Origin of the sequence: Acaryochloris sp. IP29b_bin.148 (genome assembly GCF_028285565.1) — a bacterium.
GTDB lineage: Bacteria > Cyanobacteriota > Cyanobacteriia > Thermosynechococcales > Thermosynechococcaceae > Acaryochloris.
Genome location: NZ_JANQOY010000188.1, coordinates 1 through 2853 on the forward strand (window position 1 = coordinate 1; position 2853 = coordinate 2853).

Consider the following 2853-nt stretch of genomic DNA (forward strand, 5'->3'; position numbering starts at 1 on the left):
TGACGGTGTCATTTAGATTCTCTTGCAGCCCTGCTACAATTTGCTTTTTATCTTCTAGGGTTCTACCCATTCTTCTGTTCACCTCCTTAATCGGTACATAAAAAACGAAACTTACAGGTCCCCACAACAAAAGACCTTGGTTGTGGGAAGGGCCAAGGTCTTTTGAGAGTGCTGACTTAAACCATACGGGTGGTGTTTTAAGTACAAAAGTTCAAAACCTCAGTAGGCCATTAAGCATTCAGCTCCCACTATCTACGGTCTTTCAATATTCAGTTGAGGGATGAGACAAAGGCAATGTCCTTCAATACAAAACTTAGGCGTGGCGTTATTCAGTTAGGGTCAGATCACGCAGAGACGAAATATCCACTTCAATGGAAGGCCCCATAGTAGCTGATACGTAAAGACTTCGCCAGTATCTTCCCTTGGCACCAGACGGACGATTTCGGTCAATGGTGTCTTGCAATGCCTTGAGATTGGCAAGCAAGTCTTCGGCAGAGAAGGTTGCCTTACCAAACATCACGTGGACAATGCCCGTTCGGTCAGCCCGGAACTCCAGCTTACCTGCTTTGAATTCTTCAATCGCTTGCGGCAAATCGAAGGTGACGGTTCCGGCTTTAGGCGAGGGCATCAATCCTCTAGGGCCGAGGATCCGACCGACCTTGGCTACTTGAGGCATCATATCAGGGGTCGCAATCAACAGATCAAAATCCATCCGGCCTTGCTGAATTTCAGTGATCAGCTCTTCAGAACCCACCACATCAGCGCCAGCCTCTGTCGCTTCTTTGACCTTTTCTCCACGGGCGACTACGGCAATGCGAACCTCTTGGCCAGTTCCTTTGGGTAAAGCAACCGTTGTCCGCAATTGTTGATCCGTATATTTGGGGTCGATGCCCAGTCGAATATGAGCTTCGGCAGATTCTGGGAATTTAGCCGTGGCCGTTTTACACAGCAGCTCTAGCGCGTCTAGCGGCTCGTAGGCGCGCTCTTCGACTTGCTGCTTTAACTCGCGCATACGGCGAGATAATTTTTTAGTCATGATTTACTCCTGGGGTGCTAACGAAGCCGTGGCCTCTTCCCCAAATGGGTTAACAAAGGGTAACAGGTACTTAAGGATACCTTTACTCGTCGCCTTTAATCAACGACGGCGACGCCCATATTGCGGGCGGTCCCAGCCACGATATTCATGGCTGCTTCGATGTCGTTGGCATTGAGATCAGGCATTTTGGTTTGGGCAATTTCCTGCAACTGAGCCTTGGTGATTTGGCCCACTTGGGTCCGATTGGGTTCTCCGGAGCCTTTCTCAATCCCAGCCGCTTTCTTGATCAAAACAGAAGCGGGTGGCGTTTTGAGGATAAAGGTAAAACTTCGGTCTTCGTAAACTGAAATTTCAACCGGTACGACGAGCCCAGCCTGATCGGACGTCTTGGCATTGTATTCCTTACAGAACATCATGATGTTGACACCATGTTGTCCTAATGCGGGTCCAATTGGGGGAGCAGGGTTGGCTTTGCCAGCTGCGATCGCCAATTTAATAATTGCTACTACTTTTTTTGCCATGAATCAATTACTCTTTTCGCACCTGATTAAACTCCAATTCTACGGGGGTATCCCGCCCAAAGATCGAAAGTAGCGCTTTCAGCTTGTTACGCTCAAGGCTAACTTCAATCACTTCACCTTCAAAGTCTTTAAAGGGACCATTGAGAACTTGAATCTTGTCACCCACTGCCATATCAACTTTAATGACAGGCTCTTGCTCTTGAGCCTGACGGAAAATCCGCTCCACTTCTGAAGGACTGAGCGGCATTGGTTTGACATGACCCCGTCCACGGCCATACCGTCGTTGCTGCTCCGCTCCGACAAAGTTGATAACGTTAGGCGTATTTTTCACCACCTGCCAGGTTTCATCATCCAGAATCATCCGAACCAGCACATATCCAGGGAACACTTTCTCTTCACTGGTTTGGCGGCTACCATCTTTGCGCACTTTAATGGTGGGCGTTTGCGGAATTTCAATCTGGACAATCCGATCCGCTACGTCCAGCGTTTGCAAACGCTGCTCAAGATTGTGCTTAACTTTTTTCTCGCAACCGGAAGCCACTTGGACGGCATACCAGTGCCGAATTTCCAGTTGACCCTCAGGCGCAGGGCTGGTTGTAGGTGTGGTACTGAGAGGGTCATCGGTCATTGGTACTTACCCAAACACTAGCGTGGAAACCCAACTGAATAGGTTATCGATGAATGAGATGATGAAAGCCGATAGCGATACCATCAAAAACACAGCAATCGACTCACTAATCAACTGTTGGCGATCAGGCCAGACGACTTTCTCCAACTCTTCCTTCGTCCCCTGAAAGAACCCTGTTGTGCTGCCGCTGGCTGCCGCAGGTCGTCCTTGAGTCGGTTGAGCAGAGCTCTCCGCAGTTTCTCCAGAGCTTTCGTCAGGATTGGCGGCTGTTGAAGATAGTTGCTCAGCTCCCCCATCAACGCTGGTTGACGACATTGATGGCTGACTGTTTGCTGCCTTGTTTTTCTTTTTTCTTCTTTTAGCCACTGTTGCTAACCTTTGAATACCAATTGCCAGGGATTGACAGTCTCCACTGGCGATATAGATGAAGGACAATCAAGCTGATGGGTCGCTTTATATTGAGAGACAGTGCTTGAGTGGGAGCAACTGCTCTAGATCCATGCGCTCTTCTTAATCTAAGGAGAAGATGGAGTGGTGTTTAGGACACTGCCGACCTACCGACTGATCCAAATTGAGCGCGCCCTGGAGGACTCGAACCCCCGACATCAGGTTTTGGAGACCTGCGTTCTACCAACTGAACTAAAGGCGCATACGACTACCTTGGTGGT

Annotated in this window: 4 protein-coding genes and 1 tRNA gene; all 5 read right to left on the minus strand. The window is 49.1% G+C overall.

Annotated features, from left to right (window positions below; genetic code table 11):
* Positions 1–325: 325 nt before the first annotated feature.
* The 5 genes from rplA to Q0986_RS17135 all read right to left on the minus strand — a co-directional run bounded on the left by rplA (position 326) and on the right by Q0986_RS17135 (position 2834).
* The gene (gene rplA / locus Q0986_RS17115; RefSeq protein ID WP_299413229.1) at positions 326–1036 is read right to left on the minus strand and encodes a 50S ribosomal protein L1; all 711 of its coding nucleotides are present in this window, start codon (positions 1034–1036) and stop codon (positions 326–328) included.
* 95 nt (positions 1037–1131) lie between these two features.
* Entirely contained in the window at positions 1132–1557 is a 426-nt protein-coding gene (rplK, locus tag Q0986_RS17120) for a 50S ribosomal protein L11 (protein WP_299413232.1), read from the minus strand.
* Positions 1558–1564: 7 nt separating this feature from the next.
* A complete protein-coding gene (nusG, locus tag Q0986_RS17125) occupies positions 1565–2185 on the minus strand; it encodes a transcription termination/antitermination protein NusG (RefSeq protein WP_299413235.1) in 621 nt (206 codons plus the stop codon).
* Between the two features lie 6 nt (positions 2186–2191).
* A complete protein-coding gene (secE, locus tag Q0986_RS17130) occupies positions 2192–2500 on the minus strand; it encodes a preprotein translocase subunit SecE (RefSeq protein WP_299413239.1) in 309 nt (102 codons plus the stop codon).
* A gap of 261 nt (positions 2501–2761) precedes the next feature.
* Positions 2762–2834 (minus strand) — tRNA-Trp (locus Q0986_RS17135).
* Between the last annotated feature and the right edge of the window lie 19 nt (positions 2835–2853).

Coding starts and splice junctions, on each gene's coding strand:
- secE (WP_299413239.1), bottom strand. CDS start 2,500: ATGTCGTCAACCAGCGTTGATGGGGGAGCTGAGCAACTATCTTCAACA.
- rplK (WP_299413232.1), bottom strand. CDS start 1,557: ATGGCAAAAAAAGTAGTAGCAATTATTAAATTGGCGATCGCAGCTGGC.
- nusG (WP_299413235.1), bottom strand. CDS start 2,185: ATGACCGATGACCCTCTCAGTACCACACCTACAACCAGCCCTGCGCCT.
- rplA (WP_299413229.1), bottom strand. CDS start 1,036: ATGACTAAAAAATTATCTCGCCGTATGCGCGAGTTAAAGCAGCAAGTC.